24 protein-coding genes are annotated in these 24648 nt (G+C 47.4%); 23 read left to right on the forward strand and 1 reads right to left on the reverse strand.

Going from position 1 to position 24648, the window contains the following annotated elements; genetic code table 11:
• The first annotated feature begins 393 nt into the window (after positions 1-393).
• The 21 genes from ACYUJT_RS19290 (at position 394) to ACYUJT_RS19390 (ending at position 21606) form a co-directional block, all read left to right on the forward strand.
• Positions 394-825, forward strand: a complete 432-nt coding sequence (locus tag ACYUJT_RS19290) for a membrane-associated protease 1 (RefSeq protein WP_460325258.1) — start codon at positions 394-396, stop codon at positions 823-825.
• A 121-nt stretch (positions 826-946) separates the two neighbouring features.
• Positions 947-1405, forward strand: coding sequence for a J domain-containing protein (locus tag ACYUJT_RS19295; RefSeq protein WP_460325402.1), 459 nt, complete (start codon positions 947-949; stop codon positions 1403-1405).
• 39 nt (positions 1406-1444) lie between these two features.
• Entirely contained in the window at positions 1445-1987 is a 543-nt protein-coding gene (locus tag ACYUJT_RS19300) for an FHA domain-containing protein (RefSeq protein ID WP_460325260.1), read from the forward strand.
• 40 nt (positions 1988-2027) lie between these two features.
• Positions 2028-2546 (forward strand): FHA domain-containing protein, encoded by a 519-nt coding sequence (locus ACYUJT_RS19305; protein ID WP_460325262.1) that lies wholly within the window; start codon positions 2028-2030, stop codon positions 2544-2546.
• Between the two features lie 20 nt (positions 2547-2566).
• Positions 2567-3451 (forward strand): PP2C family protein-serine/threonine phosphatase, encoded by an 885-nt coding sequence (locus ACYUJT_RS19310; RefSeq protein WP_460325404.1) that lies wholly within the window; start codon positions 2567-2569, stop codon positions 3449-3451.
• Between the two features lie 45 nt (positions 3452-3496).
• Positions 3497-5335 carry a serine/threonine protein phosphatase gene (locus tag ACYUJT_RS19315; protein WP_460325264.1) on the forward strand — a complete coding sequence of 613 codons (1839 nt, stop codon included), beginning with the start codon at positions 3497-3499 and terminating at the stop codon, positions 5333-5335.
• A complete protein-coding gene (locus ACYUJT_RS19320) occupies positions 5332-6618 on the forward strand; it encodes a normocyte-binding protein (RefSeq protein WP_460325266.1) in 1287 nt (428 codons plus the stop codon). The genes ACYUJT_RS19315 and ACYUJT_RS19320 overlap by 4 nt, the downstream gene beginning before the upstream one ends.
• Positions 6609-7307: an iron-dependent peroxidase gene (locus tag ACYUJT_RS19325; protein ID WP_460325268.1), complete on the forward strand. Its 699-nt coding sequence runs from the start codon at positions 6609-6611 to the stop codon at positions 7305-7307. The genes ACYUJT_RS19320 and ACYUJT_RS19325 overlap by 10 nt, the downstream gene beginning before the upstream one ends.
• A 32-nt stretch (positions 7308-7339) precedes the next feature.
• Positions 7340-9988 carry a molecular chaperone gene (locus ACYUJT_RS19330; protein WP_460325270.1) on the forward strand — a complete coding sequence of 883 codons (2649 nt, stop codon included), beginning with the start codon at positions 7340-7342 and terminating at the stop codon, positions 9986-9988.
• A gap of 35 nt (positions 9989-10023) precedes the next feature.
• On the forward strand, positions 10024-10557 hold the full coding sequence (locus ACYUJT_RS19335) for a hypothetical protein (protein WP_460325272.1): 534 nt from the start codon (positions 10024-10026) through the stop codon (positions 10555-10557).
• Between the two features lie 29 nt (positions 10558-10586).
• The gene (locus tag ACYUJT_RS19340) at positions 10587-11048 is read left to right on the forward strand and encodes an RDD family protein (RefSeq protein ID WP_460325274.1); all 462 of its coding nucleotides are present in this window, start codon (positions 10587-10589) and stop codon (positions 11046-11048) included.
• A 44-nt stretch (positions 11049-11092) separates the two neighbouring features.
• Complete coding sequence (locus tag ACYUJT_RS19345) at positions 11093-11593, forward strand: RDD family protein (protein WP_460325276.1); 501 nt, start codon at positions 11093-11095, stop codon at positions 11591-11593.
• A 48-nt stretch (positions 11594-11641) separates the two neighbouring features.
• Complete coding sequence (locus ACYUJT_RS19350) at positions 11642-12154, forward strand: RDD family protein (RefSeq protein ID WP_460325278.1); 513 nt, start codon at positions 11642-11644, stop codon at positions 12152-12154.
• 71 nt (positions 12155-12225) lie between these two features.
• Positions 12226-13005 carry a DNA and RNA helicase gene (locus tag ACYUJT_RS19355; protein ID WP_460325280.1) on the forward strand — a complete coding sequence of 260 codons (780 nt, stop codon included), beginning with the start codon at positions 12226-12228 and terminating at the stop codon, positions 13003-13005.
• A gap of 57 nt (positions 13006-13062) precedes the next feature.
• A complete protein-coding gene (locus ACYUJT_RS19360; protein WP_460325282.1) occupies positions 13063-14610 on the forward strand; it encodes a contractile injection system protein, VgrG/Pvc8 family in 1548 nt (515 codons plus the stop codon).
• Between the two features lie 21 nt (positions 14611-14631).
• Positions 14632-15768, forward strand: a complete 1137-nt coding sequence (locus tag ACYUJT_RS19365; RefSeq protein WP_460325284.1) for a pentapeptide repeat-containing protein — start codon at positions 14632-14634, stop codon at positions 15766-15768.
• Positions 15769-15773: 5 nt separating this feature from the next.
• The gene (locus ACYUJT_RS19370) at positions 15774-16292 is read left to right on the forward strand and encodes a hypothetical protein (RefSeq protein ID WP_460325286.1); all 519 of its coding nucleotides are present in this window, start codon (positions 15774-15776) and stop codon (positions 16290-16292) included.
• Positions 16293-16300: 8 nt separating this feature from the next.
• Entirely contained in the window at positions 16301-16999 is a 699-nt protein-coding gene (locus ACYUJT_RS19375; RefSeq protein WP_460325289.1) for a DUF4280 domain-containing protein, read from the forward strand.
• A gap of 25 nt (positions 17000-17024) precedes the next feature.
• Positions 17025-20228, forward strand: a complete 3204-nt coding sequence (locus tag ACYUJT_RS19380) for a CdiA C-terminal domain-containing protein (protein WP_460325291.1) — start codon at positions 17025-17027, stop codon at positions 20226-20228.
• Between the two features lie 5 nt (positions 20229-20233).
• Positions 20234-20710, forward strand: a complete 477-nt coding sequence (locus ACYUJT_RS19385; protein WP_460325293.1) for a hypothetical protein — start codon at positions 20234-20236, stop codon at positions 20708-20710.
• A gap of 386 nt (positions 20711-21096) precedes the next feature.
• The gene (locus tag ACYUJT_RS19390; protein ID WP_460325295.1) at positions 21097-21606 is read left to right on the forward strand and encodes a hypothetical protein; all 510 of its coding nucleotides are present in this window, start codon (positions 21097-21099) and stop codon (positions 21604-21606) included.
• 278 nt (positions 21607-21884) lie between these two features.
• Here ACYUJT_RS19390 and ACYUJT_RS19395 read toward each other — a convergent pair whose 3' ends face one another.
• The gene (locus tag ACYUJT_RS19395) at positions 21885-22109 is read right to left on the reverse strand and encodes a helix-turn-helix domain-containing protein (RefSeq protein ID WP_283927259.1); all 225 of its coding nucleotides are present in this window, start codon (positions 22107-22109) and stop codon (positions 21885-21887) included.
• 386 nt (positions 22110-22495) lie between these two features.
• Between ACYUJT_RS19395 and ACYUJT_RS19400 the strand changes: the two genes are divergently transcribed.
• Together ACYUJT_RS19400 and ACYUJT_RS19405 are read left to right on the forward strand one after the other, a co-directional pair.
• Positions 22496-22783: a DUF6809 family protein gene (locus ACYUJT_RS19400; RefSeq protein ID WP_460325297.1), complete on the forward strand. Its 288-nt coding sequence runs from the start codon at positions 22496-22498 to the stop codon at positions 22781-22783.
• A 94-nt stretch (positions 22784-22877) separates the two neighbouring features.
• The gene (locus tag ACYUJT_RS19405) at positions 22878-24494 is read left to right on the forward strand and encodes a hypothetical protein (protein WP_460325299.1); all 1617 of its coding nucleotides are present in this window, start codon (positions 22878-22880) and stop codon (positions 24492-24494) included.
• The last annotated feature ends 154 nt before the right edge of the window (positions 24495-24648 follow it).

A 24648-nucleotide genomic window follows, 5' to 3' on the forward strand; every position in this document is an offset into this window, starting at 1 on the left:
TAATTCGACGTCGAATCTTGAATTCAGCCGAAACTTCCGGGGCTCACGTAGGTTTTGCCTACGCTCCGCTCCTCAGTTTCGTCTTCATCCAACCTTCTTGGTGCTGAAAAGTTGCCCAGAGGTAATTCGAAGAGGGCTTTTGATCACGAAGCGGTAACTGAGGGTAACTCGGCGTCGAATCTTGAATTCAGCCGAAACTTCACGAAAACGACTTTTGGAGCAGGGAAATAATGACTGAGACCTATTGAATTTGATAGGTGCCACTTTTATCAGGAAGTAATAACATAATTTGTATGTGGGAGACGATCCTTCACCGGCTCGTCTCGTTACATAAATTTCGGGCAGGCTGTATCGCCCGGACCAATATCATTTTATTTTGAGGAGGATTTACTTATGGGATTCAGATTGAAAGTAGAAGGAGCCGAAACGATCGAGCTCGGAATGGACAACATTCAAAAGGTTATTTATGACACGGATACACCGGACGATTCCAACGCTAGATCCACCGATGTAGGCTCCACTTTGAAAATCAGCGGTAAAATCATTACGGCTACCGATGGCGACAAAGCGGACGACACGTTGAAACTGGCATTGTGGTCCCTGGTTCCTGCTGAGAAAGCAGACTGCTACCGCAAGCTGACGCTTGAAGTTATCGCAGCAGATCAAGTTGTTCGGGAGATCACTTTCCCTAACGCGTTCGTGGTGGATTACAAAGAAACATTTGGCGACACGGAAGGCGTAGGTAATTTCGAGCTGTACGTGAAGCAGAAGAAAGACAAAACGGAGCTGGCCAAACTGAACGGCGGCTACGACGCAAGCAACTAATTGCACTCATAGTACCAGATAGCTAGCGATCTCAAGGGGCCATGCCCCTTGAGATTTACTATACCTTGATGCAAACGCACGCTAGCACAAGCACAACCGAAAGCGGGGGAACGCGTTGAACGTGACCGACTATTATGCCCAGCTCGGGGTTTCCCGGCAGGCTACCGCAGCAGAGATTAGGCAGGCATACCGCAAGCTGGCCAAGCGTTATCATCCGGACGTGAATCCGGGCAACGCGGAGGCCGAAGCGAAGTTCAAGCTGATCGTCGAGGCTTACGAGACTTTGAGCGATGAACAGCTTCGCGCGGCATACGACGAGAAACTGGCTAACCCGAACACGGCTTCGGGGCAGAGAAGCGGCAGGCCGCAGCAAGGGCAAGGCAAGCAGAGGACGTCTGGCGCGGCGTCTGGGAAGGTAGAGGCCGAGAGCTTCGACCCGGCCGCAATGCGCAAGCAATTCGAGCAGTTTTTTGGGATGTCGCCCAAGGGGCAGACGGATGCCCAGAGCAAGGAAGCCAGCGAGAAAAATCCGCTGGATACGACAGGGATCTTTAATCAATTTTTTGGCTATAGAAAATAACGCATTTAGCATACATACAACTTTGACGGGGGGAGCGCTTTGAAGCCGGAGAACCACAAATGGATTACACTCATCGATCTGTTGCTATACGGCATATTAGTCGGTATGGTGCTGTATTCCCTGCTCCGTCCTTTGCATTATACATGGCAAATGTCCATCGTCGCGGTATCGGCCGTGATCGCCAGCGTGCTGATTTGGACCGGTGGCCGTTCCCAAGCCAAGCCGTCGTCGCTAGCGAGGGAAGAAGTCGCGAAGATCGTGCTGCTCGATGATGACGGAGAGCGTGTGAAGGAATGGTACGTCAAGGGAGAAACCTCGGTTCTCATCGGAAAAAGCACGCAGGGCGGCGAGGTTGACATAGATTTGTCGGACAGCGAGTATGCGTCACTCGTCAGCTCCGAGCATGCTGTCTTAAATCGCGCCGGCGACAAGTGGTTCATTGAGGATGCGGAATCCCATAGCGGGACAGGCATCCGCAAAGCGGGACGCAGCGATGCGAAGCGGCTGATTGTCGAAGAGCCGGTGGAAATCGGCACGGGAGATATGATTTTTATCGCCAATACACGGCTGTTGGTCAAATAAAGGGAATACATTTACTTACATATGGGGGAATGAATCGAAGATGAGCTTGACGAGATGCCTGAATGGACACATGTTCAGTACGCGGAAGCATGGCAACACTTGTCCATATTGCAACACGACGCTAGAGCAGCCTTCGCGGAACGAATCGCGCAGACCCCAGGTCGCGGAGGACATGGAAGAGAAGACGATGCCTTATTTGGGAGAGACGGTAGGAATTCAGCCCGTAACCGGCTGGCTGGTCTGCGTCGAAGGCCCGCAGATGGGGCAGGATTACCGCATTTTGGCTGAGAAGAATTTCATCGGCCGCGCAGAGGAAATGCAAATTCGGATCATCGGGGACAACGCAGTGTCCAGACGCAATCATGCTGTGATCGTATACGACCCGAAGAAGCGTAATTTCTATTTGCTGCCGGGCGATGCTTCGGGGCTGGCTTACCACAACAATGAAGCGGTATACACGCCAGTTGAGCTTAACGCCTATGATTTAATCCAGCTCGGCCGCAGCAAATTCGTGTTTGTGCCTTTATGCGGTCCGCATTTCGAGTGGGACAACAGTTAATCAAAGAACGGATGGTCATGATGGAGGATTGGAGTTTTATCGAATCATACGGAATCGTTGCGGCTGCGCTGATCGTAGTCGCCGTGCTGCTTGTGCTGCGGCAGAAACTTCGGACTAGCCCTGCGGCGGAGATTCCCGGCGAAGATACCGAACCCATGTATATTCCAGACATCATTGAAACGGTCAAAATCGGGAATGCCCAGACGATCGGCAAGCGGGATGAGCAGGATGATTACTTCTCAAGCTCGACGACGCGCATCGGAACGATGGCGGCGATCGCTGACGGCATTAGCGGATTGTCGCATGGACGAATGGCCAGTACGCTGGCCGTCACGATGTTCTCAAGGGAGTATTTGAAGGTGGATGATCCGGCGGATATTCCCGAATATTTTGACAAAGCGGCTCTGATTAGCAACCGGGCGATCATGGAGCAGCTGGGCGGAGCGACCGGCGGAACTACGCTCGTCGTCGGTGTTGTATCTGGAGGATTATTGCACTGGGGAGCGGTTGGGGACAGCATGCTCATTTTGTTCAGAGACGGCGAATTCATGCCGATCAACTCCAAGCACACGCTGGAATCGGTTCTCGAAGCCAAGTATTTGGCAGGCGAAATCAGCAAGGAGGAAGCGAAGGAGAATCCGAATCGCAACCAGCTAATCAACTATTTGGGTTATGGCGGATTCCAAAGCATGGAGGTCGGCGAACCGGTGCCCCTGCAGGCGAATGACACGATCATTCTGTGCAGCGACGGGGTATACGATGCCATTACCGAGGTGGAGATGGAGCAGATTCTGATGCAGGGCCTGCCGCCGCAGGATGCCGCAGAGGAAATGATCAGCCTCATCGAGCGCAAGAAATACAAGCATCAGGACAACGCTACGGTCATTATTTTGCAAGTGATCTAATCACATCATTATTCTCGCAGCAGGACGGGGGAAACGGAGGGACACATGAGAAAGGAGAACAGCGATTTCAAGACCGCATTTGTCTCGGAAGCGGGTTCGTTTATCGACAACAGAGATTATTTTGCCTTCGTGGAGCTCGAGGACATGGCTTGCTACGTAATTGCGGATGGCCTCGATACAGATCGAGAGGTGCATAGCGCGAAAATGGCGGTTAGCGTCATCCTGGAGAACTTTATGGCGAAGCCATCCTTGTCGCGCAGGAAGATCCAGCAGGATCTGGAGGCGGCTCATGAATGGCTGAAGTTCGAAAGCCGCAGAGTCCGGCTTAAGGCGAGCGTGCTCGTTGTCGTGACCAATTATACAAAAATGGTATGGGCGAGCTGCGGCAATGCGAGGTTGTATCATTTTCGCGGCGGGCGGCTTAATTTGCGTTCGAAGGACCAGAGCTTGGCTCAACTCCTTCTGGAGGATGGAAGAGTGTCCGAGGACAGGTTGTCCAGCCATGAGGAACGCGGAAACCTGTTGAGTTACATGGGGCGGCCGGACCGGTTCGAGCCCTTTGTTTCGGAGAAAACCCCGCTTTCCGACGGGGATGTGCTTCTGCTGTGCACACCGGGAATTTGGGAAGAGGTCGAGCTGCCGGAAATGCTCGATGCACTAGCGGAATCGAGTGATCCCGACAGCTTGACGGATACGCTGGAGGACATCGTCCTCAGCAAGCAGCGGCAGGCGGTGAACAATTACACCGCTGCCGCGATTTACGCAAATAAGACTTTTGCGGAGAAGCCGAAGAATCGCAAGCAATGGATTATGCGCATCGGAATATTGCTGCTGACCATGGCGATTGCCGGGGGCGGTATCTGGTACGCGAAGTACAGGCAGGCGGTCAAGCTGGCCGAGACGGTCGCCCAGATGACGGAATTCGAGCAGGACGGCGACGAATACGCATCCGCCGGCGATTATCCGAAGGCGCTGAAGGCCTACAGCGAAGCCAAGAACGCGGCCAGCAAGCTGAAGGATAAGCTGCATTTTCAGCTGCTGCGCAACAAGCAGCGCGTGGCCCAGGCGGTGACGGACGGCGACGAATACGTCAAGGACGGCAGCTTCGATATGGCGGTAGACAGCTATACGAAGGCGCTTGGCGAGGCTGATAAGTACAAGCCGTTTAAGGTGGAGGACATCGAGGCGCGAATTGAGCGCAGCGAAGCGGTCGCGAAGCTGACGGAAGTGATGAAGGAAGGGGATATCCAATTCCAGAATCAGGACTACACCAGCGCGCTGGAATTTTACAAGAAGGCGTACCGGGCGGCGATTGAGGCCAATTATCCGGGCGGCCAGAAGCAGTTGGAGACGAAGATGGAAGAGGCCGAAGGCAAGATCAACCACATTTACCGCGAGACGAAGACCCTTCAGGCCGACAATTTGGAGAAGAAGGGCGATCGCGCGCTAGCTGCGCTGGATTATAACGCCGCCATCGAGGCCTATACGCTGGCCCAGGAAATGTATCAGGAGATTGACAAGCTTGAACGGGTGCTGGCGATGGAGCGGAAGATCGCCAAAGCCGATGAGAAGCGCAATCCGATCGTACCGGCATCCGGGCAGAATGCGGACTCCGGTGCGGGACTGTCCAGCAACCTTGGGTCAAACGGGGCGAACGGGGCGGCAGCATGGAACGGGGGCGCGGGGACAACTGCAGGCGGAGCTGCCAGCTATAACGGCAGCAGCGGCCAGGCGTCCGCCGCGAATTCGCCGGGCCAGGCGCAAAGCTCGAATAGCCAGGGGACGGGTTCGTCCTCGGATTCGGAGCAAGCGGAAGCGGGCTCCAGCACGACAAACGGCAGCCAGGATAAATCGGCCGTGCCGGACGGAGGTGGGGAATCATGAAGGACATCGTGATGGATCGGCTGAGCAAGATGGAGGATTTGCAGCAGCGCGGCATACTGCGCAATTTAATGAGCAGTGTGTTCCTCGGCGTAGTCGAATACCAGGAGGAGCTGAATCGCCAGATCGAGCGGCGGGTATTCGAGGAGGTCGGCAATCAGGACAGCAAATACGATATTTATACGGCGATGTGCCGCCGGGATGAATGGGATCCGCTGCACGAGTATTTGTACCCGATGATTCCGGAGGATACGGGGCCGCAGAGGATCGATTTGCAGGACTTGGTGACCCGTTTGAAAGAGGGGGAGGAGCTGCCGCTGTTCTCTTTTTTTCTAGAGTGCCAATATCCGATGATTCAGGAACTGCTCTACAGTGACCGTACGTTTCGCGGAGAGCTGGTGACGAGCGGAGGCCGCCATGCCATTCAAATCAAGCTGGAGCGGAATATGACATACATACGAGAAATCGAAAAGCTGTACCATGTGTTCCTGAGCAATGGCCTTCCTTGGCGAACGATCAATCACCCTTATGCTTACAAGTTCGTGAACGCCGTCCTGGTTGGGGGCGAGCTGCAGCTGGGGGAAGAAGAGGAAGTTCAGGAGATCACAGTGCATCTGGAGGAATACGAGGAATACAAAAGATTGGATCTGGTGCCGCTTTGGAACATTCAGCGCCTGGAGCTAAAGACGGGGGGCTTCCCGGTTCCTGCGGCTGACCGCGTGAATTTCGAGCATGCGCTGCCGCTGCGGAGCAGCGGGCTGCAGCATGGTTATCTGGTCGATATCAATGATGACAGCATCCGGTACATCAAGCGTTCCCCGGAGGAGCTGACCGTCGTATCGACGCGCGACAAGTCTGATGCCTGGCAGGTGCTGAAGGTGGTTGAGCCGGTCGGCACAAGCATGAGCAAGTTGAGTTACGCGCTGATGACGAACCGGCAGCGGGACGATTTCATCAGCAACTATGGCCGCAGACAGGGACAGGTTGTGCGCTCGAAAGGCGAGATCGTGCGGATCATTCATTCTTTTGCCGTGTCGGAGTGGCTGGAGCTGGAGGATGTGGAAATTCGTCCGCCGTCCGCGCGAAATGCGCTGACCTATGAGCTGAATCGGTTCATTACCGACGAAGTGCGGGTGGATAACGGAAAATGGCGGATGTGCCTGAAGTTCAACTACCGGGAATCCGGCAGGGAGCTGGGTTATTTGGCTGAGGATATGATGAGCTTTCTGGTGTCCGAAGTGCAGATGTCATTCCCGGAATATCGCTGCGAAGGAGAATGGGCTTGAATTACATTTGGGATTTGCTCGTTCAAGCGAAGGGAGCTGGCATTCATAAACGGGATGTTACTTTCCTTCCGGCTAAGGTGTACTCGCCCTATATGGAGCTTAGCCTGGAGGAATTGAACGCTGCAGCGGGCGACCATATCGAGGTTGAGGTCAATCCGTTCTACCGCTTCTATGAAGTGTTCCGCGATCTGCTCGACATTAACTTGACGGAGGATGAGGAATTCCGCCATACGCTGTTCGATATTCTGATTCATTTCCTGGCGGAGCTGGACTTCATGCAGGGAATGAACAAGCGGGAATATCACATCCGCTTCGTGCTGAGGGACTTAGAGGCCGGGGCGTTCGGCGAGCGGGTGAAAGAGCGGATCGGCTTGTTCGAGCGGGATGAACGGGAGTGGATCGCCTGCGCGATCCTCCGCATGTACGACACGGGCGAGACGCTGAACCTGCTGCGGAGCACGGTGAGCCGGATTTTCCGCCGCTCGACGATTTACGTCAACAGCGAGGAGAAGGACGAGATGCTGTTCTACATCGGCCAGAAGAAGACGGAGCTCGCCGGCCGGAAGCTGGAGCTGCTGATGGAGCTGTTCCTCCCGGTACGCTACCGCACCGAGGTGTATTGGGATTGCCATGTGGGGGTTATCGATGCTGAGGATACAATGATCCAAGACCGAATCGCCCTATATTAAAGGTTCCATTTTGGAGGAGGAATTTATCAAGCATGAAGGGTTATAAACTGTACACGGATTCCACCAGCCAACAGCGGGTGCGCGGGAAGGTTCTCTATACGCACGATGAGTTGACGGAGATGACCACCTTCCAGCTGCGCAATATTTGCTACCGGGAACGGCTCGTGGAAGGGCTTAGCCATCGGCTTGACCGGGAGGAGATGATCCGCGTCATTCTGAAGTATTTGGGCGCGGACGAGGAGATGTTCATCGGCCCGTACTGCGAAGGCGGCTTCGAGCGCGTGAAGACGGTGATGCGCAAATATATGCAGGCATCGCTGCAAGGGGACGGGGGCATCAGCGTTCCGGCCCGTATCGTGATTTACCCGGAAATCGCCATCGATAAGAGCGACGGATATAAAGTAAAGGCTCCCGCAATGTTCGCGGAGTCTAATGTGCTGCTCGTCAACGACCGGATGGAGCTTTGCGGCATTCTTAATTTGCGCAAGGAGGAGGGCGAGGCGGGCAGTTTTTATTTGGCAGCGGACAGCAGCATGGAATGGCAGCGGACGTCGAACCGCCAGTACAACCTGCTGTTCCTGCGCAAGCGTGATTCAGAATATATATACAAGGCGTATTATCAGAGCCAGGCGCTGCCGCCGATCCAAATCCAATATTTTAAAATTCCGCTGGCCGATCTGGACATCCGGGAACTGCAGGCGACGGATGCCGTGCTGGCGATCGATTTCGGGACTTCCAATACGACGGCCGGCGCTTTTTTGTACAACGGATATGCGCAGTCGCCAAGCAGTCTCGACGTATTGAACGGCCATATTCGTTCCAATGAGGTGAACTTCGTCAAGTTCCCCGATCCGACGTACCGGAAGCTGGAATGGAGCGAGGCGCTGCCTACCGCGGTAAGCGTAGCGGATTGCTCGGACCCGGCCGCGGTGAAATACCAGTTCGGCCATGAGGCGCTGTTGAATATTCGCCGCAGCAGCTACAGCAGCCGGGCTTCGGTCTTTCAGGGGCTGAAGCGCTGGGTGAACAACTACGACAAGCCGATTGAGGTCATGGACAGCGAGGGAAACACGGCGACCGTACTGCGTCAGGATATTATTAAGGCGTATCTGGAGCACGTCATCCAAATGGCGGAGCACCAATTCAAATGTAAGTTCAAAAAATTACATTTCACGAGCCCCGTCAAGATGAAGGCGCCGTTTCTCAATATGTTCTCCGCCATTCTGAAGGATTATCGGATTGAGAAGGATGAGGCGTTGGACGAGGGGATGGCCGTACTGTACAACACGATCGCCGACGGCCTGGAGCGGAATCTGTTCATCGAGGGTGAGGAATATAAAGCGCTTGTCATCGACTGCGGGGGCGGAACGACGGATCTGTCCTCCTGCCGATTCCGGGTTGAGGACGGTCATATGTCCTATCGCATCGCGATGGATGCGACGTATGAGAATGGGGATACGCATTTTGGCGGCAACAATATCACCTATCGGATTATGCAGTTCATGAAAATCGTATTCGCCGATTACTACACGGGCGGCCGGCGCCGGGTGACGGATATCGACGACTTGATCGACATTCCGGCGAACGATCTGTTCCGCGAGGTGGACGCTAACGGCGTGGAGGCGGTGTATGCCGAGCTGGAGCGCCGTTACCAGGAGGTGGAGGCGGTGATTCCGACGGCCTACGCCATGTACGAGAACCGCTCGCGGGACGAGTATTACCGGGTGCGCGGCAACTTCTATTTCCTGTGGGAAATTGCCGAGGAAATGAAGCAGCAGTTTTTCCGCAAAACCGGCATTTTGCGCAACCGCTTCGACGCGGAAGCGGACGGCAGCCGGGACAATGATTTGCAGATTACGACGATGGAGCGCTGGTTCCTATCGGTATCGCGCGGCGGCGAGCTGAAGGACGAGTATGAAATTCCGGATGTCGTGTTCAATATTAAGGAAATTACCCAGTTGATTAAAGGCGACATTTACGAGGTGCTGCGCAAGTTTCTGGACGGCTTCTATCAGGATGGCGTGCTGGGCGAATACTCGATCATCAAGCTGACGGGACAATCGTGCCGGATCGAGGTGTTCCGCGAGGCGCTGAAGGAGTTCGTCCCTGGACGAAGCATCGAGTTCCGGCAAAAACCGGCCGAGGGCCGGGTGCCCGAGCTGAAGCTGGCCTGCCTGCGCGGAGCGATCCGCTATTTGAACGCGCGGAAGGCCGGCGTCATCGAGACGAGTATTACGAACCATGCCGCCGTTATTCCGTACTCGGTCAGCGCATATACCCATGACCGTCGCGAGCTGGAGCTGATCTCCAGCCTGGAGCGGACGAACCGGGTGCTGGGCTTCATTTCCCGGCCGTATCATACGCAGGAGGTCGAGTTCCTTCTGCGGGGAGCGGATGGCGGATTGCGCCACAGCTATGTGTACCATAACCGGACCAAGGAATATGAGTCTGTGAAATACGAGGATATCCAGGCGGTTTATGGGGATAAAATTCCGCAGGACGATACCGACTCCATCGTAAACGGGGAGACGAAGTATTTCGTCTTTGCGGACGACAACCACTGGGGCTTCTACGTGCTGCCGATCGCCCGTCAAAACGAGGGGCTGCTGCTTGGCCGCAAGGAGCTGTTCCCGTTCGAGAGCGACCGGTCGGAGCTGGACTTTTTTGACGGGACGAAGTAGGGGGACAAGCGATGAATTTTTTAACTAGGCTAACCATGAGAGCACTCAGAGTAAGATTGCTGAATCAAGCGTTTCTGCCGGCAAGGCGAAAATCGGCGGAGGAGATGCTTTTTCGAAGATCGATTTTATGGAGTATTTGGATGGCTTTGGGGAGTGTTCTATCCTGGGTTGGACTATATGGCACGTTTGTGGATGAAGAAGCCTTTGGAAGTCCGCAGGATGCTATCTTTTTACGTTATGCTCTTGCTGGATTAGCTCTCATTTTTACTGCCATAATGTTTGAGTCTCTTAGTTACAAGGCTGTGGCTGGGCCCTCTTCGATTACTGTTCGATATGGTGTGAAAACGAAAACGATCCGTTACTCCGAGATTGAGAGAATCGAGCATTCTACTGTGTACGGAGGTTATCTGGTATTTCGGAGTGCAGGTTCGGTCGTTCGCATTCCTGATGGAGCAAGGGGGATTGCGGAGTTCATTCAACGGTTAAGCGATGAAATTGGGGAAGAGCGGTGTAGCAAAGCTTTTAGAGTGCTGAATAATAAGAAGATTGAAATCATGCAGTTAAGCTAGCGTTGGGGTGACAGAAGGGAAGAGCGGAAATGTACGATGTTTTATTTCGAAGATACGTAGCACTGGCGATTGACCAGATTATTATTGGGACGGTGGCTTTTTTAATCTTGCCTAAAGAAATTTACAATTACAATTTTACCTATATTTTTATTACACAGTTTGTGCTTATTACCATTCTAAACTGGATATATTGTTGTTCGATGGAGTCATCCAAATACCAAGCTACCATTGGCAAGAGACTCCTCGGAGTCATGGTCGTGGACAAAGATTATGAACGAATTACATACGCAAGGGCTAATAGCAGGTACTGGGGGAAGCTGCTCTCCGGCTTGATTCTTGGCTTAGGATACCTGATGGCCTTCTCTCATGAGAAGCGGCAGGCGCTGCATGACCGAATGGCAGGGACTTATGTAGTAAACAAGAGCTACCTGCTCTTTATGCTCAGCTGCCAACAAGACAACGATGTCAAAACAGACATCGCGCAGGCATAAACATGTGAAGTGTATTAGGCGGTTTACTGGGAGGAAAGAGTCGAATGTATGACGTGCTGTGGAGAAGATATTTTGCTTGGGCCATCGATCGAATCATTGCGGGGATGACTGCACTCTTAATTGGCTTTATTTTTATTAGTCCCCGGGAGTTCTTTCTATCTGAGTCTAGGGATATGGATGGGCTGCTGATGTTACTAACGCTGCTGGTGCAGTGGATATATTATACGGCTATGGAATCTTCCAAGTACCAGGCGACTCTGGGAAAAATGATATTCGGTGTGATCGTGATCGATGATATGGAAGAAAGGCTAACCTGGGGGAGAGCCAATGGCAGGTACTGGAGCAAGCTGATTTCATCCATGTTTTTCGGGTTCGGTTATTTGATGGCTATTTTTACGAATTACAAACAGGGGCTGCACGACAAGATTGCTAATACATACGTCGTTAATAAGAAAATTTTATTACATAGAAAGAGCAATCCGGAGCCGGTGATTTCCACGGGGAAGCTGGCACAAGCCAGCAAAGGCTTTAATTGGCCGGATTGAGAGCGCGGCAGAGGAACGGAAAATTTACGGCTTTTGAAGGGGAACGTTATGTACGCTGGATTTTGGAAAAGGCTTATTGCTGTTTTAATAGATATTTGTGTTTTCCGGTTGGCTGGTTTATTATTTCAGGCTCTTAAATTCACCCTGGGCCAATTCGAAATGGGGAAGGATTTAACGGCTTGGGCTTCGGGAGATGACGGCATTGTATTTTCCGTTTTGCTAACAACGGGTAGCACTTTATTAGTGCCTTGGTTGTATTATGCGATTTTGGAGTCTTCCAAGTTGCAGGGAACTATCGGCAAGAAGGTCATGGGGATCATTGTCGTAGACCAACATAACGAGCCAGTATCATTCTGGAGAGCCAGCGGCAGATATTGGGGTAAATTGCTATCTTCTGTGTTCTTTGTGGGTTTCATTATAACGGGTCTCACCGAAAAGAAGCAGGCACTCCACGATCTTCTAGCAAAAACATTTGTGGTTAACAAGAAAGCACTCGAACTGAGTAAAGGTTATTCTCCAATGAATCCGAACGGAGTTCATATGGAGGGGCAGCAAGCTTGATAGCTTATCAGATCAGGCAGAACTTAACCGCGAGAGTCGTGTAAACGTAACAGCCGGAAGGAGGGAAAGCTATGTTTAACCATATCGCACCGAAGTTTGAGAAGGGCCGGATTCTAAAGACGGCGATGCTGGAAAATCTGCGGGATTTCCCCCGCGACTTTGTGGACGTCTACTATCACGAATATACGGACGGCATCATTTCGGGTGCCCATGTTGAAGTTGGGGCGGATTCTTTGATCGTTCATCCCGGCATCGTCAAGCATCAAGGGCGGCTATATTTGCTGAAAGATGCTATGAGCATCAAGTACCGCGCCACGGGGCGGGAGGCTGCACTGAAGGTTCGTTTTCATGCTGGCGATGAGAACAGCGACTGGCAGACGTTCCGCAGCGAGATCGTGATCGATGAGCAGCAGCTTGAGGCCGATGCCTCCGAGCTGGAGCTGTGCCGCTTCAAGCTGAAGGAAGGCGCCCGGCTGCGCCAGGACTACCAAGGCTTCCGGGACCTGGCGACTGAATTTAATACCGTGAACGTTCTGCATGTCCGCTATGCGGCTTACGGTAAAAGCACCTTGTCCCCGGTTATTCTGCGCTGTTTCGCAGAAGAAATGATGCGCAAGGGGAGCGGCGATCCCCAGGATTTTATGTTTACGATGATGTGCATGAACGAGGGAACCCTTGCCCGGGACGTCATTTTGCACTATATGACAAGCCGTCTCGGCATGAGCAGCAGGGAGTACACGAATGTGGAGATCCACAAGTATCTGGGCCGCATCCTGGACGGTGTCCGTGGCGGTGGTGGCGGCAGACTGGGCATGACCCCGGGCGGCAGCCAGCGGGTGATTGTGGATTAGGGATGGTAGTTAGCGTTTGCAGATAGAGAAAAAGAGTAAGCAAAGGAGATGAAGTATATGGCAGGTTTAATCGTTGCGTATGATACCTTGAAAATTGCTCCATTTGAGATGAAGCTGCACGACGTGAAACTAGTGAAAAAGTTAAATGATCATGCGAGATTGACTTTCAGCGGCATTATTCCCGAAGAGATGGAAGAGCAATACTTGAGAATCGCGAACGAGCAAACTCCTGTAGAACTGCTCTACTACGATGAAAATGGCGCCAAAAAGACACTATTTCACGGGATGCTGCTCAAGCTGCACATTAAGGTAGAACGGGAAGTTTATTGGCTGGAGGCAGAGGCTGTGTCTCATACGTATGCCATGGATATTAAACTGGAGAACCGTGCTTTTCAGGATAAATCGCAGCAGATTGAACAAGTGATGAAGCATATCGCCGAGCCCTATCCGAGAGCTTATATCGGAAATACGTTGTCTGAGCGGCGTACGCTAGGCGGATTCACCTTGCAATATCAGGAGACAGACTGGCAGTTCTTAAAGCGTTTGGCGTCTTGGTATAATGCTCCTCTTGTTCCCATTGCTTCGCGCGACAGTATTTGTTTCTATCTCGGCATCCCCGACCATAGCGACCGAGGACAAATTGAAGCAACCCATTATCGGGTGTACAAAGATTTGCTTGCTTTTAAGAATGCGGGAGACCCTAAAGAGTCTGGCCTCAGTGAGCAGGATTTCATCTGCTATGAGGTTGTATTGGATCAGGATCTGGAATTGGGTGATAGAGTCACGTTTAAAAATCAGCAGCTTCACGTGTTTGAAGTATTTACTGAAATGTCTCGTGGTGTTCTAACTCATACATATACGTTTTGCTTGCCAAGAGCCGGATATCAGCGAAGAGTTTATAATACCAAAATTATCGGCGCTTCGATTCAAGGCAAGGTTGCCGTCGTGGTTCGCGACGAGGTGAAGGTGAAGCTGGAATACGATCAAGATTGGAACCAGCAGACCGCTTATCTGTTCCCTTATTCGACCATGTATGCCTCGGAGGATCAGACCGGGTGGTACGTCATGCCCGAGCAGGGCGATGATGTGCGTATTTATTTTCCTAGTGCGAATGAGGCAGAGGGCATCGCGCTCAGCAGTGTACGGAAGAAGCTTCCTCAGGATTCCGGAGCAGGAGGAGGCAGTCCGAAGAGCGGAAGTCAGAATGCTGGCGGCAGCCATACTACAACGACAGTGGTCAAGCAGGAAATGCTGCAACCTGTTATTCACTATGATGCAGATATGAAGGAAGATCTGATGCGCAATCCAGATACGAAGTTCTTCCTGACCAAGACAGGCCAGAAAATCATGTTCGAAGAAGACAAGATTACGATCGTAGGGGCGCAGAACGGGGCGTCCATCACGTTAACCAACGAAGGCACGATTATTTTGAACAGCAACAGCAAGATAAAGCTGCAGACCGGAAAGCAGATTGAGATGGTGTCCGAATCGATTCTGCTCCTTGGGAATCAAATCGATATGTCTACGAAGGAAGGTAAGGCCGGTATAACGATTGACCAAGGACAAGTTAAGTTAAAAGGCGTTGAAATTCTAATGGATGAATAATTTGTTTTGCGGGAGGTCGTGATGAATCGGATTGAAGCATGGGAGCAATTCACACAGGAAGCTTTGAAATTTAGAAACCAACAACTTAGAGTTTTGCATGACTTTTTTGGCAGGGAGAAGGATCGAATTGCAGCGGACTTAGTGCCTGTTATGGATGAATTTTTCCAGTATGCTGTTCAACTGCAAAACCTCGATCTGATGAAAAAATGCTGCGTTATAAAAATATCATTGCTGCGTACCCGACTTTTTGAGGGGCATGCGGAGTATATGCTGGAGGTTTTTGATCACGACACTTTAGGTAGTACTAAGATTTCACCTTATAGATATGAGGCAAGGTGGGTTCATGACTATATCAAGGCTTGGAGTCAAGCTTGTGAGAACAAACGGAAGGAATATATGGGAATTATTCCGCCACAATCATTGGATTACTGGAGAAGGGAACAAGTGGATCCTTTTCACGTGTATATGGTTCATGCCGTGCGGCATGCAGTGGATCGTTTAATTAGCCTCCCCTCTTACCAGGAGCTTGCTAAAGATACGCAATTCGAAATCTGTGTAGGCGAGTACGGGGACATTGACTTGAGCGAATCCGTTTATTGCTGCAACAGCCGGCAAAAATCCTCGACTGCCTGTAAACAGTGGTTAGATAAAAAGATGGAACATGAATATGTCTATGAACATATTGCGGATGTAGATATTTCTAATGGTAATTACGAGGGGATTCAGCTCAACTTCACGAGACTTGAGAGAGTTAGGCTTTCCGGCAGTCATTTACAGAGCAGCTATTTATTAAGCAGCAAATTCGAATCGTGTGATTGCTCAGAAGTTGATTTTTACGGCAGCGTCATGTTTGATGCTTCCTTTCGAGACTGCAACCTGGAGCGAGCTTGTTTTGACGAAATTACCGGTGGCCGTGACGCTATGAACGAAATCTATGGACTCATGTTTGGCATTCATGGCGTCCAATTCCAAGGCGCTAATTTGCGAGCAGCGAGTTTTCAAAATGCGGTTATCGCTGGTGATTTTAGAGGGGCTCTACTGGAGGGAACTGATTTTACCGGAGCAGATCTAGCGGGAAGCACGATGTTAAGCCGTGATCAATCTCTAGTCTCACTATCTGAGAGCCAGCGGCAATCAATCGTTTGGATAGAGGAGTGAGCAGATTGGAATATTTTATCCTGGAACAGGATCGGAGGCTAGGCAGTTTGGATGGGATGATCACTTTTTCAGAGCAAATGAAGCAGGGTTATGAGTTCGCCAAAGATGAGGAAGTTGTATTTGTCAATTCGTCTAAGGCATTGGAATATGGATGCATTTTGGAGAAACCTGATTTACTTGTTTCTGATGAAGTATACCAAATTCTAAACCGATATGAGCGCGGTTTAGCTCATAAGAAGGTCATTGTGATAGATATGGCGCGTAATGGTCAGATACATTATTATTTTCCAAAGTTCACGGAAGTATCTTGTAGTAACCAAGAATCTGTCAAGAAGAATGCAGAGGACACAGAGAAAATAGATCATTTTACGGTAGATGAAAAGCTTATTGAGGGTTTAAGCATGTTCAAACTAAACTTTTACCGCAAATCCTATTTGGTTGTGCGACTTGATGTGGCGGAAGGGATGATGCGGACAAGCTTGTACGGATTAAATGTAAGAAGAATTCTTATTAATGGCAGGTGAAAGAAAAGATGGATAAAATCTACACGAGCTTTTTAAAACAAAGCACGATAAGTGAATTAATGAACGCCCCTTGGAGGGCGGAAAGTAAGAAGGAAACCTATGTAACTCGAGGAGCCTACATGTATTGCACGGAGGGGACGCATGAAGAAATATTAAACCAGCTTGAACCAAACGGCGTGTATATAAATCAAAATAAGATGATGACCGTGAAAGACTGTGTACTGTCAAGTTCGGAGCCAGAAACTCGTGACGGAGTACCTTTCGAAAGACTTAAGGGTAAAATGGATGGGAATTTTTATTCCTTTGGATTTTGCCGCAGTGATCAAAATCCATTAAAGGTAGCTCACAAAGCAACAGGAATGCCTGATCCAAGTTATATATATAACTATGATCCTGATACAAAGATATTACCAAGTGGCAATGAAAATATGATTTTCCCATGTGCACCTAAATTAATTCCTCACTTGAAGACAGGACCAATTGGATTTGACGAGGGAGTGAAGAGAATCCCTAATCTTGTAGATATCATGTCAAGTTTAGCTAAACTTTCGGAAGGGGTAGAGTGGGACAACGGAAGCTCCAATGTCATGATCGAGGGAGTACCCGCTCTTACCACAAAATCATGCTTAACTTGTAAATATGGGGGAAAGATTCAGCTCTTAACTAACGGAATGGAACCAACGCCTCCCGAATTTCTAGAAAGATAATATCTTAAGAAAGGAGGCAGTTAACATGAAATTATGGCGTGATATAGATGGTTTTCAAATTGAATTGCCATATGATCTATCGACTGTCCGTAGTTTCCGGATTGTTCGCAAATTTAATGATCATGCTCGTTGTTATATTTCAACGACCATGTCGGAGGAGCAAGCCGACTTATGCTTAAGAAATGGGACATACCGAGATAGCTTACTTATTCGTAAATCTACCGAGCAGGGGAATGACTACCTGTTTGCAGGCGGAGTCTCCAACATCGATATCCAGATGGAAGATGGTATTCCCCATGTGACCATAGAAGGTCTGTCGCGAACCTATGAAATGGATCGCCATTTGGAAAGCCGTTCCTTTCAGAACAAATACCTGACTTATACGGATTTGATTCGGCAAATTGCCCATCTGTATCCCGGAGGGGACGCCCAGAATGAAGCGACGTCCCCCGAAGCGACGATTGGTCAGCTCATCGTGCAGTATGAAGAGACGAATTGGCAGTTTTTAAAAAGGCTGGCATCGCGGATCGGTACAGTAATCCTGCCTGATGTAGTCATGGATACGCCTCGGGTTTATTTTGGCGTACCTGATTTCTCTTGGGGGAAGGTTATCCGGTCCCATCATTACTCGATCATTAAAGATCGGGAGAACTTCCTTGATATTCAAGCGAATTCGGATACAAATTCACCCTTGGGGGAATCCGATTTTGTTAGTTACCGGGTACATACGAACCAGTACTGCCAAGTAGGGGACAACGTTTCCTTTAAGGGACAGATGTGGGTGGTGACGGAGTCCGTGATTACCTATGAGTCTGGTTTAATCTATTATGAATATGTACTCGTACAGCGCGCAGCACTTCGTCGTAAGGTAAGAACGAATCGTGCCATCCAGGGAGTTGCCCTTGAAGGACGCGTTATGAAACGTGGTAACAACATGGTTAAGGTGCATTTGGATATTGATCATGACCTTGACGAACGAGGAAATTGGTGGTTCCCGTACTCGCCGGAAGGCAACAACATCTTCCACTGCATGCCGGAGGAAGGGGCGCGGATCAAAGTTTATTTTCCTGAGGGAACGGAGAAAAAGGCGATTGCCATCAATTCGGTACGGGGGAAAAGCGAAGAGATGAAGTCGCGCACCGTCTTCCAGAAGCCGACCACAAAGGTGTTTCACATGCCCGGAGCGGCGAAAATGGAACTTGGCGAAGACGGTGTGTTATTTGAGAAGAATACCGTCAGTTTAACTCTGGATGGGAATAATATTTCATTAAACGCTACGGAATCAATTCTCGTAGTAGCGTCTGATGAAATCGAGCTAGGCGGCCAAAATGTGCCGGAGCATATCAAGCTAGTAGCTGACAAGACGATCACCTTCTTCACGAACACGGAGCATTATATGGAAATCCGGCCGGAGTATATAGGGATTAAAGCGAAGAAAGTGAATTTCGAGAAGGTTGAGATGGACTTTCTGGACATGCTTACGGATGAAGAGCTTGAGAAGTTGTATGTGGATAATGAATTCCTTAAAGTTATACAGCAAAGAGCCGAAGCCATGAAAAGTGTTCCGGCGGGCACGCATATTATGCCGAGTTGGACGGAGGAAGGCAATCAAAAAATTAAGGACGATGCTACTGCGCGTTTCAGAGATCCTGCAACTAGAAACGATGCCAAAGAGTCGCTAAGAGGGTTAGGAAATAAAGAGTTAAAGAAACGATACCAAGAGAAGGTTCTACCGCCGCCGCCAAAACAGGAAGACAAATCAAAGAAGGAAAGAGCCAAAGAACAGCAAGAATATGCAGAGTTCTATCAAAACTACATAGATATACGAAGTGGCAAGAAGGCGGCTCCTCAGCAGCCAAGTAATCCATGGAAAGCTCTGAAGGAAAAACTACCGCTTCAGGGATTGTCGTCGCATATAGAGAAGCAGGCTAAAGAAAATGCGATTTTTCAAGGGCTTGTTGGAGTTTCAAAAGCTGCAATATCTGGCATGATAGAAGAAGCAGAAGAGCAACGGTTAGATCAAATCATTCCCTTGATGCCGGACTATTTTAGTAAAGATACTGATGAAGGGATCTATTATTCGCGTTTTACCTTTGAGGAGCTTGTCGTTAAGCAGCAAAAATTGATGGCGGAACTAAATTTAATATTTGGAGCCGTAGCTGTCGTAGGTGCCTTTTTCACCGCAGGAGCATCGTTATATGTATATGCTGCATTGAACGGTGCTTGGGGCCTCGCACAAATTGGTGTTAGTATTGTGAAGCTGAGGGATCTAAATGATGGGATCATTTCGGATTCAAACCTTTTGGGAATTAGCCAGGAATTGCTGGATACGTCAGGGGCAGTGTTGTCGATAGTAGATATAAAGATGCTCGGAAAAGCTGGAATCAAAGGGGCTAATACAGCAGCTAATATCAAGTATATGAAGGGTATTGACCAGATTTCTACACCTAAAGCTCGCTTAGATGGAGTAGTTAAAGTTTCTAAGGAGATGGAATTAGAGAATCTGGCCAAAAAGTCTTCTTTATTAAACGAGACTCCAAATTTGAAGAATGAGAAGGAATTGCTTGACGCTATAGAGAAAAGGAACACAAGCCCACATGAATCTTTAGGGGTGACGGGTAAAGGTGGTTCTAAAATCCCAAGTTGGATTGATGAGATGGATCCAGAAGAAGCGTTAAGATATCAAAAATATTGGGATGAAGCATCAAAAAGACAAGGTCTTACTCAGAAAGAATACACAGAACTAATAGAAGATGCTTATTATTTAAGAAGGAACAGTGGTTTAACAGAACCCTCTTTGCCTAAAGGATCAAAGCCATATGGTAATTTTGCAGACGGTGATGCATACGGAATTATTAAGCAAAATGAAACTGCTAAAACTCTAGCTAATCAAGGATACGAAGTTCGAATGTTAGATGAGATTGATGGTGGAAACGGTTTTGGGATCAAGAAAAATAAAAACCCGGATTTCCTAATTGAAAATAAAGTTTTTGATTGTTATGCCCCAACACCCGAAGTTAAAGTTGTAAATATTATTAGGACCATTGCTACTAAAAATAAAGATCAAGCTGAAAGAATTGTTCTTAACCTAGACAAGTTTCCAAGCGAAAAGGTTGATGAAATAGTTGGAGAAATTACTAGAAAAGCTAATCCTAATGGTGATTTAAAAAGATTAAAAGAGCTGTTGGTGGTTAAAGATGGAGTAATTACAAGAGTCTATGGGAGGTAATGGAAATGGACTGTGAGTTATTCTTAGTTTCTAATTTAGATCATACAGTATTGAAGAAAAGTTTATCTAAAATAATTAGTGATGTTTTGGGAGATAAAGTACAAGAATATGATAACGGAGACTCATCTGATATTAGTTGTAAATATTTTTCAATGGGAATTGAAACGAATGAGATTACATCTATTGATTTTTTAAGAGAAGAGTACAAAATGAATATAGATACAGAGTTAAGAATACAATTATTTGGAAAAACATTTTATGAAGGTTTGGAAGTTTTATTTAAAGTTATTGGAACACTTATGAGGGAAATTAAAGGAGATATGTTTTTTTTAGAAAATGGAGATTATCAATTGTTTAGAAAAGAGGGTCAAATTTTAATAATTAATAATAATTTGGATCAGTATCAAAAAAAATATTATACGAAAGAATTAATAGATTTATTATGTCATCCCTATATTGAAAAGAATTTGTCCAATATTTAATAAGAAATATTGGTGCATCAGAAATAATCTTTGAGCGAGTATGGATCTGCGAATAATTTTGATGTAAAGTTCATTAATTGTAAGGGGCTTCCCAAAAGGTTCAACAAACAGGGGTAGCTCCTTCTTTATTTCTAAATTTAAGATTACAACTTAGGGGACGGGTAAACCTAGCGGTGAAGGACTACCTCTAGATAAGAAAAAGTAATATCAGCTGAGCTTTTCTGCATGCCCAGAATCAAATGCTTGAAACGAATGCCAAATCATGGACAGGCGACAGTGTTGAGCAAGCAGGATGCACATATCTTCAGGTTTTAAAGAATAGATTCTGAAGCGTTTATCAAGTAAGTTAAAATCCGAATTAGATTTGATTGGAGAGTGAGAATGCTATGAATAACTATATATTATCTTTTACAAAAAAGTTTGATTATTTTTTCGAGCAAAAAGAAATATCAAATATTATTTATTTGCATGATGAGGATGATAATGAGAGATTAGACCATGTCCTTTTCTTTGAGAAAGATAATGGTGATGTTATAGGTTTGTATATAAGAGGTATGAATCCGTTAATCTCTGTGAATAGAATTTACGATTTGGATGATTTTAATTTATTTGCTAGTTATGAAGGATTAATTGAATGCAAGGAAAATATTAAACTCAAAATAGAGTATATAGATTTGTTTTTTAGCACTCAATATAACGAATTATTGGGTTTTTATTTGGTGAATAATGATGCAACTAGTTCTATATTCATATTATTTTTACAAGATGAAATTTATATGGAAAAGGATTGCAGTAAACACGAGGCTAGTAGGATGCTTGAAAAAAGATTTTCGGCTGAAGGTTTTATAACATACGAAAAAAAATGTGAGATTGACTGGAAACAAGTAGACTTCTAGTAGGGGGCGTTAATACATTTTTGTGTAAGCCCATTTGCAAACCTAACAACTTGAATTATGGAGTAAGAATGAGTTTTTATGTTCAGAAAATAAACGAGGAGTTGAATGACGTAACAAAATGAGAACAGGAAATTAAACAGGCTGGATTGATTACACAAGCTGATTCACAAGTTGTTAGACCGTGCTTCGAGTAATATCTTGCACCCTGAACAGGCCAATCATGGAATATCATGATTGGCCTGTTTTATCTGCTGAGTATAAAGAGAAAAACTAATACACTATTTATCTGCAGACTCATCACCCTCGACGGAAACAATAAGTTGGTCCACTGTAATATCCAAAGTCTCACAGATTTTCTCTAAAGTACGTATATAAACTCTATCAACAGAATCAGAACATAGATGGTTAATAGTAGGATGGCGAATTCCCATTCTCCGGGCAAGCTCTCTTTGGGAGATGCCTTTCTCGGCAAGAATTTCTTTTAATCGTAATCGGATTTTCATATGCATTCCTCCGAGTTATTTCATAACAATAATAATATCATGATTGTTATGAAAATGCATTGACTGGTAGTCTTAACCGTAATATCATTAAATTGTGGTAGTCATAAGAGTACCGAAGAGTGATTAAATTATGAAATTGAGGAGGTGTTAACAGGAAAAATTTAGACGAATATCTAAGTATACCATTGAACTTAGCTTTAGTAATAGGACTCGAAAAACAAACTTGAATAGTAAAAGTTACATGATCGTGAATAAAAAAGGAAACGGCCTCCTACCAAAAAGCGCCGCTTCCTTAACGCAATTGCCTGAGAGGCAGACTGCACACTTACTCTACCATGTGCGAGTCTTTCTTTCAACGTATAATCCAGTACGAAAGGAAGAGGAAAATGAGAAGTATTTTAGAAGCGTTATATTGTGGAGACATTCGCCCTGTAGAAACGATTGTTCCAACTGATCCCGAATACCGTGCATTAAACCGGAGAATATCCGAAGTCATAAGAACGTGGGAGAAGAAGTTATCTGCAACAGAATTTAGTCAGCTTGAAGAATTACTTGATTTACGTAGTAAATCAGGCTCAATGCATTCTGAAGTTTCTTTTATTCATGGATTTCAGCTTGGTGCACTAATGATGACAGAAGTATATGCGGCACGAGATGAGTTAGTGAATAGTTAAGATTAGGTTTAATACATTGAATAATATGCGAAAATCATTAGCGGCTTATTTCTACTTGAGTGTTAGGTAGGAATAAGCTTTTTTATTAGATAGCTTGCTTATTCGTAAAACTACCGAGCAGGTGACTGAATACCTGTTTGCTGGCGGAATCTCCAATATCGATATTCAGATGGAAGATGGTATTCCCCATGTGACGATAGAAGGTCTATCGAGAACCTATGAAATGGATCGCCAATTGGAGAGTCGTTCCTTTCAGAACAAGTACCTGAGTTATACGGATTTGATTCGGCAAATTGCCAATCTGTATCCCGGAGGGGATGCCCAGAACGAAGCGACGTCACCCGAAGCGACGATTGGTCAGCTCATCGTGCAGTATGAAGAGACGAATTGGCAGTTTTTTAAAAGGCTGGCATCACGGATCGGTACGGTAATCCTTCCTGATGTAGTCATGGATGCGCCTCGGGTTTATTTTGGCGTACCTGATTTCTCTTGGGGGAAGGTTATCCGATCCCATCATTATTCGATCATTAAAGATCGGGAGAGCTTTCTTGACATTCAAGCGAATTCGGAAGTAAGTTCATCCTTGGGGGAGTCTGACTTTGTCAGTTACCGGGTACATACGAACCAGTACTGCCAGGTGGGGGACAATGTTTCTTTTAAGGGACAGATGTGGGTGGTTACGGAGTCCGTGATTACCTATGAGTCTGGTTTAATCTATTATGAATATGTACTCGTACAGCGCGCAGCGCTTCGTCGTAAGGTAAGAACGAATCGTGCCATCCAGGGAGTTGCCCTTGAAGGACGCGTTATGAAACGCGGAAACAACATGGTTAAGGTACATTTGGACATTGACCATGACCATGACGAACGAGGAAATTGGTGGTTCCCGTACTCGCCGGAAGGCAACAACATCTTCCACTGTATGCCGGAGGAAGGGGCGCGCATCAAAGTTTATTTTCCAGAGGGAACGGAGAAAAAGGCGATTGCCATCAATTCGGTACGGGGGAAAAACGAAGAGATGAAGTCGCGCACCGTCTTCCAGAAGCCGACCACAAAGGTGTTTCACATGCCTGGAGGGGCGAAAATGGAACTTGGCGAAGACGGTGTGTTATTCGAGAAGAATACCGTCAGTTTAACTCTGGATGGGAATAATATTTCATTAAACGCTACGGAATCAATTCTCGTAGTAGCGTCTGATGAAATCGAACTAGGCGGCCAAAATGTACCGGAGCATATCAAGCTAGTAGCTGACAAGACGATCACCTTCTTCACGAACACGGAGCATTATATGGAAATCCGGCCGGAGTATATAGGGATTAAAGCGAAGAAAGTGAATTTCGAGAAGGATGAAATGGACTTTCTGGACATGCTTACGGATGAAGAGTTAGAAAAGTTGTATGTGGATCATGAATTGGAGGTAGCTAATAAAGAAAGAAAAGAAAATCGAAGATATATTAACGGATTTTCTTTACCGACCTATCATTGGACGGAAGAAGTTCAACAAAAAATTACAAACGATGTCATTGCTCGATTACAAAATCCAAAAACTAAAGAAAGTGCTAAGGAATCATTAAAAGCGCTAGGTGAAGACGAGCTACAGAGGCGCTATAAAGAAAAGTTCATCCCACCCCCACCTAAGCCAAAGAAAAAGTCGAAAAGGAAAGAGCCCAAGAACAGCAAGAATATGCGGAGTTCTATCAAGATTACATAGATATACGAAGTGGTAAGAAGGCGCCGCCTAAGCAGCCAGGTAATCCGTGGAAAGCTCTTAAGGAACAATTACCGATAAAGGAATTGAAGGCACATATAGAGAATCAAGCTAAAGATAATGAGATTTTACGGGGACTTGTGGATGTATCGAAGGC

Source organism: Paenibacillus sp. YSY-4.3 (assembly GCF_054767475.1).

What these genes read in the sequence shown, in the direction of transcription:
- ACYUJT_RS19345 (WP_460325276.1), top strand. Translation starts at nt 11,093, where the DNA reads ATGTATGACGTGCTGTGGAGAAGATATTTTGCTTGGGCCATCGATCGA.
- ACYUJT_RS19395 (WP_283927259.1), bottom strand. Translation starts at nt 22,109, where the DNA reads ATGAAAATCCGATTACGATTAAAAGAAATTCTTGCCGAGAAAGGCATC.
- ACYUJT_RS19365 (WP_460325284.1), top strand. Translation starts at nt 14,632, where the DNA reads ATGAATCGGATTGAAGCATGGGAGCAATTCACACAGGAAGCTTTGAAA.
- ACYUJT_RS19375 (WP_460325289.1), top strand. Translation starts at nt 16,301, where the DNA reads ATGGATAAAATCTACACGAGCTTTTTAAAACAAAGCACGATAAGTGAA.
- ACYUJT_RS19360 (WP_460325282.1), top strand. Translation starts at nt 13,063, where the DNA reads ATGGCAGGTTTAATCGTTGCGTATGATACCTTGAAAATTGCTCCATTT.
- ACYUJT_RS19390 (WP_460325295.1), top strand. Translation starts at nt 21,097, where the DNA reads ATGAATAACTATATATTATCTTTTACAAAAAAGTTTGATTATTTTTTC.
- ACYUJT_RS19380 (WP_460325291.1), top strand. Translation starts at nt 17,025, where the DNA reads ATGAAATTATGGCGTGATATAGATGGTTTTCAAATTGAATTGCCATAT.
- ACYUJT_RS19305 (WP_460325262.1), top strand. Translation starts at nt 2,028, where the DNA reads ATGAGCTTGACGAGATGCCTGAATGGACACATGTTCAGTACGCGGAAG.
- ACYUJT_RS19340 (WP_460325274.1), top strand. Translation starts at nt 10,587, where the DNA reads ATGTACGATGTTTTATTTCGAAGATACGTAGCACTGGCGATTGACCAG.
- ACYUJT_RS19290 (WP_460325258.1), top strand. Translation starts at nt 394, where the DNA reads ATGGGATTCAGATTGAAAGTAGAAGGAGCCGAAACGATCGAGCTCGGA.
- ACYUJT_RS19325 (WP_460325268.1), top strand. Translation starts at nt 6,609, where the DNA reads ATGGGCTTGAATTACATTTGGGATTTGCTCGTTCAAGCGAAGGGAGCT.
- ACYUJT_RS19350 (WP_460325278.1), top strand. Translation starts at nt 11,642, where the DNA reads ATGTACGCTGGATTTTGGAAAAGGCTTATTGCTGTTTTAATAGATATT.
- ACYUJT_RS19320 (WP_460325266.1), top strand. Translation starts at nt 5,332, where the DNA reads ATGAAGGACATCGTGATGGATCGGCTGAGCAAGATGGAGGATTTGCAG.
- ACYUJT_RS19385 (WP_460325293.1), top strand. Translation starts at nt 20,234, where the DNA reads ATGGACTGTGAGTTATTCTTAGTTTCTAATTTAGATCATACAGTATTG.
- ACYUJT_RS19315 (WP_460325264.1), top strand. Translation starts at nt 3,497, where the DNA reads ATGAGAAAGGAGAACAGCGATTTCAAGACCGCATTTGTCTCGGAAGCG.
- ACYUJT_RS19400 (WP_460325297.1), top strand. Translation starts at nt 22,496, where the DNA reads ATGAGAAGTATTTTAGAAGCGTTATATTGTGGAGACATTCGCCCTGTA.
- ACYUJT_RS19330 (WP_460325270.1), top strand. Translation starts at nt 7,340, where the DNA reads ATGAAGGGTTATAAACTGTACACGGATTCCACCAGCCAACAGCGGGTG.
- ACYUJT_RS19355 (WP_460325280.1), top strand. Translation starts at nt 12,226, where the DNA reads ATGTTTAACCATATCGCACCGAAGTTTGAGAAGGGCCGGATTCTAAAG.
- ACYUJT_RS19335 (WP_460325272.1), top strand. Translation starts at nt 10,024, where the DNA reads ATGAGAGCACTCAGAGTAAGATTGCTGAATCAAGCGTTTCTGCCGGCA.
- ACYUJT_RS19310 (WP_460325404.1), top strand. Translation starts at nt 2,567, where the DNA reads ATGGAGGATTGGAGTTTTATCGAATCATACGGAATCGTTGCGGCTGCG.